Source organism: Hansschlegelia zhihuaiae, assembly GCF_004103825.1.
Classification (GTDB): Bacteria; Pseudomonadota; Alphaproteobacteria; order Rhizobiales; family Methylopilaceae; genus Methylopila; species Methylopila zhihuaiae.
Genome location: NZ_RYFI01000001.1, coordinates 404,079 through 408,841, shown reverse-complemented (window position 1 = coordinate 408,841; position 4,763 = coordinate 404,079). Strand labels below are relative to the sequence as shown.

Here is a 4,763-nt window from a genome sequence, read left to right as displayed (position 1 = left end):
CGACGCCGGTCCGGCGGGCGGGGGCGCGCGGCTCGCCGCGATCTCGATCCAGCTCGACCCGGGCTGGAAGACCTATTGGCGCCAGCCGGGCGCGAGCGGCGTCCCGCCGCGCTTCGACTTCTCGGGGTCCGACAATGTCGCGGAGGCGCGCGTCGCCTATCCCGCGCCGGAACGTTCGGCGGACGCCGACGGCGTGACCAATGTTTATCACGGGGTCGTCACCTTGCCCGTGACGGTGCGTCCGAAGGACCCGCAGGCGCCGGTCGAGCTCAGGGTCGTGGCCGATTACGGCGTGTGCGAGGCGGTCTGCGTGCCGATCCGGGCGGAGGCGGAGCTCGAGCTGTCGCCCTCCGAGAACGGCGCCGGGCCGGAAGCCGACGAGGTGCGGCGCGCCGCTGACGCCGCCCCGAAGCCGGCGGCGCTCGGCGGGGCCGGGCCGCTTTCGGTCGTGGCCGTCCGCCGCGCCGGCGCGACCGCGGAAGGCGGGGCCGCGCTCGAGATCGCGGTCTCGGCGCCCGACGGGCCCGAGCCGGAGCTGTTCGCCGAGACCGGCGAGGGCGACTTCGCGCCGGCCCCCGAGCTCATCGGCCGCCAGTCCGGCGGCCGCGCGACCTTCCGCATGGCGTTCGACGAGACGGAGCTCCCGGCCAGCGGTCTCAGGCTGACGCTCGCCTCCGGCGGCCGCGCGGTCGAGACTCCGGTTCCCCTCGACGCCATCGCGGCCAGGCCGTAAAGCTCCTCGCGAGACGTCCATCGGGCCGCCGCCGGGGTGCGCGCGGCCTTTCCAGGAGACCGGAAGCCATGACGATCGAGGTCGGCGCGCGCCTGCCCAACACCACGTTCCGCCGTCTCGGCGAGAACGGTCCCGAAACGCTGATGACCGAGGACGTGTTTGCGGGCAAGAAGGCCGTGCTGTTCGCAGTGCCCGGCGCCTTCACGCCGACCTGCCACAAGAACCACCTGCCGGGTTATCTCGCCTATCTCGAAGCGCTCGCCTACAAAGGCGTCGAAATGGTGGCGGTCACCGCCGTCAACGACGTCTTCGTGATGGACGCCTGGGCTCAGGCCACCGGGGCGAAGGGCAAGATCGAGTTCCTTTCCGACGGCAATGGCGACTTCGCCAAGGCGATCGGCCTTGATCTCGACGCCTCGGGCGGCGGGCTCGGCCTGCGCTCCAAGCGCTACGCCATGGTGCTGGACGACATGGTGGTGACGCATCTCGCGGTCGAGGACTCGCCCGGCAAGGCGGATCTCTCGAGCGCCGAGAAGACGCTGGCGGCGCTCTGAGGCGGTTGAGCCCCCGCCGCTTCCCTTGTTGATCGTCTAATCACATCATCCGCGCGGCTGGGACCCGGCGCGGCGAGCTTTTGCATTCGGCGATCGCCGACTATGGTCTGGACGGGAATGGCGCTCCGCAGTGCGCTCCATCGAGAGCGAGAGGGGCGGCGCGGTCATTTCCGGCCGTCCCCGTCGCGCCTGGCTGCAAGAGGCGCGACGGGGCGGTTCAGGAATGAGCGGCCCGAACCGTCCCCCACGGCGCGGGCCTTGCTTCTTGCCGTTCCGGAAGAAGAGGGGCGGGTATCCTTCCGGCGTCGTTCGAGACGGGGGCCGAGCGCGAAGCGATGCGGTTATGGCGCAGGCGGGGGCCGGGAAAAGAGCTTCTTTGGAAGAATTCTTATTTTTCTCACAGGAAATGACGGCGCGCCGTCGATCTTGTCCCGCCCTGGAGCGGCTCCCCGCCGCGCCTGATTGGCTGAAGCGCGACGGGGACGCACGGGAAAGGCAGCCTCGGGACCAGAAGTCCTTCGGCCTGGCCGCGCTGCGAGAGGGGCGGGAATCGCGACGCGGCGTGCTGATCGAACTAGGCAGCGGACTTGACGGGGCAACGCCGCCGGCGCGCTTTCGGGATCACGCCGCGTTACGAAGGGTTGCTGATCCGGCTTCTCCCGGCGGGGCGTGTCTGCGATCCCCGCGCCTGGAAGCTGCAGGGGTCGCGAGGGCCGCTTTGGTTCCTTGGCGCCGCGCCGATCCCTAGGAGCGTTTCATTCTCCGGCGCGCCCTGGGCTTCGGCTTCGCGGCCTCCGCGCTCCAGGGGAACCAAAACGCCATGGCCTGCCGCGTCATGTCCTGGGCGACGGCGTTCTGGGTTCGCTTCGTCTCGGCCGCCACGAGTCCGCGACCCGCGCTGGCGTAGGTGTTGGCTGCGCTCAGCCACATGCTCATCCATGGATTTTTCATGAGGGCGCAACGACCGGCGCAAGCCAACGTTCCGCAAAAAGGCGTGCGGTGTTCAGCAGGATCCCCGGCTTGGAAATCTGCTGTCGGCAACGCAGTGAGGCTGGTCTCCGACAGCGAGCATCCTCTCGCCAGCCACGGTCCGTCCATTAATGTCGAGCGACGCGCATCGGAGAGTTTCTTGTAAGATAATCTCATGGTGAGCATTCAACAAAGAATTTGAAAATTGAAGAACACACTGTCGACTGGAAATATTCCGAAGCGCTCATCGCGGCCAAGAACTTGTATTTGGATGATGTAGGTAGACAGTTGGTAGCCGTTTACAGTATATCCTGGCTCATTAGTCGTTCCAAAAACAAGGCATCCGGCGACCGGCCGGTCGATTCTGAAGTCGAAGGTGCCTTGGCTGGCGCGGCTCGCCGACAAGATGCGTGCGCTGGTTTGAAAGATGGGCTCGCCGGTGCCGAAATCTGTCGAGTAGTTCCCTTGGATGGGGGGCGCGTAGTAACCCGTCACGTCGCCGTATAGCGTCGCGGTCTGGCTGACGTTGACCGCGATTTGTCCCGTCGGCCCCAGCGCCACGACCGCGCCCGTGGTCTGCGTCTGGTTCGCCGCGAAGCTCGCCGAATTCGTGCCGGGCCGGGTCGTCCCCTGTGCGAAGGCCGTCAAATAGCCGGCGCTTGAGGACCGTGCGGACAGCGAGATCGCGACGGCTCTGGCCGACGCTGGGACGCCGCATCCTTTGGCAGGGCCTCCCTGGAACGCAAAGCTGCTGGCGCCGGTGATCCGGAACGTCCTCGTCTGCCCCGTAGGGACCTGCATCGATCCGAAGGCGCGGCACGGTTGAATCGGGCTGAAGATCAGCTCCGGGATCGGAGACTGCGCGCGGGACGCTGGGGTTATGAACAGAGAGACGATGATTGCGCCTAAAAGGAAAGCCGTCCGCATAACCGCCCCCAACGCAGTGACCCTTCGACCATCGCTGAGTGTAATGCTCTGCGCGTCTGTACTAGTACTTACAGATCGCCAATGTTGAACGTGAAGCGTGCTGCCCGGTCGAAGCCGCGGCCGGGCGCAGAATGTTTAGATGAGAGAGTGATGTGCTTATTTGGCGTCGGCCTAGCCGCCTGTCGAAGACGCGACGAGCAAGGCATAGCGGCTGTCTTTAGGCCTGCGCTCTGTCGCGGAAGCCGCCGGCCTGGGACTTTTCGTGCCGCGTCTGATGAGCCCTTTCGCGAAGCTATGCTCCAGCGGGTCCGTCGACGAGCTCTATAGCGGCAGGACACACGGTTACTTTCCGAATGTCAGAAGCAAGGCGTCTTCCAAGGGCGTCACGGCGACGTTCGCAACGCCTGCGGCCTCCAAAGCGCTGACGATCTCAAGCGCATGCTCAAACGAGGAGGCCCCTACCTCGATGGGCTGCCCATCATATTTTAACGAGATCGTAAACGCCATGCCGCCCCCGCTACCTCTGACGGGACATACGCGCTTGCGAGCAAATGGTTCGCGCATCGATCCGCAAAATCAATCTGCTGCGGGCCGCCCGATTTTTTGCCCCGCCCACCCGTCATTCGGAGCGCCTTCCGGGGGCTAAAATTCAAACTGAGACACTACCCCTTTCTGCGGCGACTTGACTCACCGGCGGCTCCGTTCCTAAAAAGAACAAAACAGGAACTTAACAGCGAGAGCGGACTTCATGGAGGCTGCGGCGGAGACGCTTGCGGCGCTGCGGGCGGCTGTCGCGCGCATCGAGGCGGGCGGCGTCGACATCCGGGCGGCCGGGCGGCGGATCGCGCTCGGGCCCTCGGGGCCCGACGTCGCGCTCGGCGGCGGCCTTCGCCGCGGGACGCTGCATGCGGTCACCGCGGCCTCGGCGGCGGGGGCCGCTTCGGTCACGGGATTCGCGGCCGCGCTCGCAGGGCGTGCGGCCGCCGGGACAAGGAGGGCGGCGCTGTGGATCAGGCTGGACATGGCGGCGCGCGAGAATGGCGAAATCTGGGGGCCGGGCCTTGGTGCGGCAGGGCTCGACCCGTCGCGACTCGTCCTGGTCAGGGCCCCGGACCTCGCTTCGGCGCTCAAGGCCGCGGAGGTCGGACTCGGCTCAGGGGCGCTCGCATCCGTGGTGATCGAGCCCTTCGGCGCGATGGCGGGCTTCGACCGCGTGGCGGGCCGCAGGCTCGCGCTCGCGGCCGGGCGCTCAGGCGCGCTCGCCCTGATGCTGCTTCTGTCCGCGCCGCCCAGGGCGGCGTCGGGCGCCGCCTCCGGGCCGGCGCGCGCCTCGCCCCTGCCCGCCGGGTTCTCGGCCGCGGAGACGCGTTGGCGGCTCGCGCCGCTGTCCTCAGGCTGGCGCGCTTCTGCGGAAGACGAAGCGCGGCGCGACCCATTGGAGGAGGGCGACGGCTGGGGGCGGCCTCAGGCGCTCGCCGAGCTTGTCCGCAACCGGCGCGGCGGCCTCGGCCGCTGGCCGCTCGCTTGGGGGTTCGATGACGGCCTGTTTCGCTTGGCAGAGCGCCGTTCCGGCCTGCTCG

General features: G+C 67.8%; 5 protein-coding genes. 3 read left to right on the top strand and 2 right to left on the bottom strand.

What is annotated here, in order from left to right:
- Window positions 1-733, top strand: a 733-nt coding sequence (locus EK403_RS01865) for a protein-disulfide reductase DsbD domain-containing protein (RefSeq protein WP_128775891.1), incomplete at its 5' end; no start/stop codon positions are given.
- A 68-nt stretch (window positions 734-801) separates the two neighbouring features.
- Window positions 802-1,287 carry a peroxiredoxin gene (locus EK403_RS01860; protein ID WP_128775790.1) on the top strand — a complete coding sequence of 162 codons (486 nt, stop codon included), beginning with the start codon at window positions 802-804 and terminating at the stop codon, window positions 1,285-1,287.
- Between the two features lie 744 nt (window positions 1,288-2,031).
- Here EK403_RS01860 and EK403_RS01855 read toward each other — a convergent pair.
- Together EK403_RS01855 and EK403_RS01850 are read right to left on the bottom strand one after the other, a co-directional pair.
- Window positions 2,032-2,223, bottom strand: coding sequence for a hypothetical protein (locus EK403_RS01855; RefSeq protein ID WP_128775789.1), 192 nt, complete (start codon window positions 2,221-2,223; stop codon window positions 2,032-2,034).
- Between the two features lie 219 nt (window positions 2,224-2,442).
- Window positions 2,443-2,904 (bottom strand): hypothetical protein, encoded by a 462-nt coding sequence (locus tag EK403_RS01850; protein ID WP_128775788.1) that lies wholly within the window; start codon window positions 2,902-2,904, stop codon window positions 2,443-2,445.
- Between the two features lie 1,027 nt (window positions 2,905-3,931).
- On the opposite strand from EK403_RS01850, the gene EK403_RS22115 reads away from it, so the two are divergent.
- Window positions 3,932-4,763, top strand: an 832-nt coding sequence (locus EK403_RS22115; RefSeq protein ID WP_164919460.1) for a hypothetical protein, incomplete at its 3' end; no start/stop codon positions are given.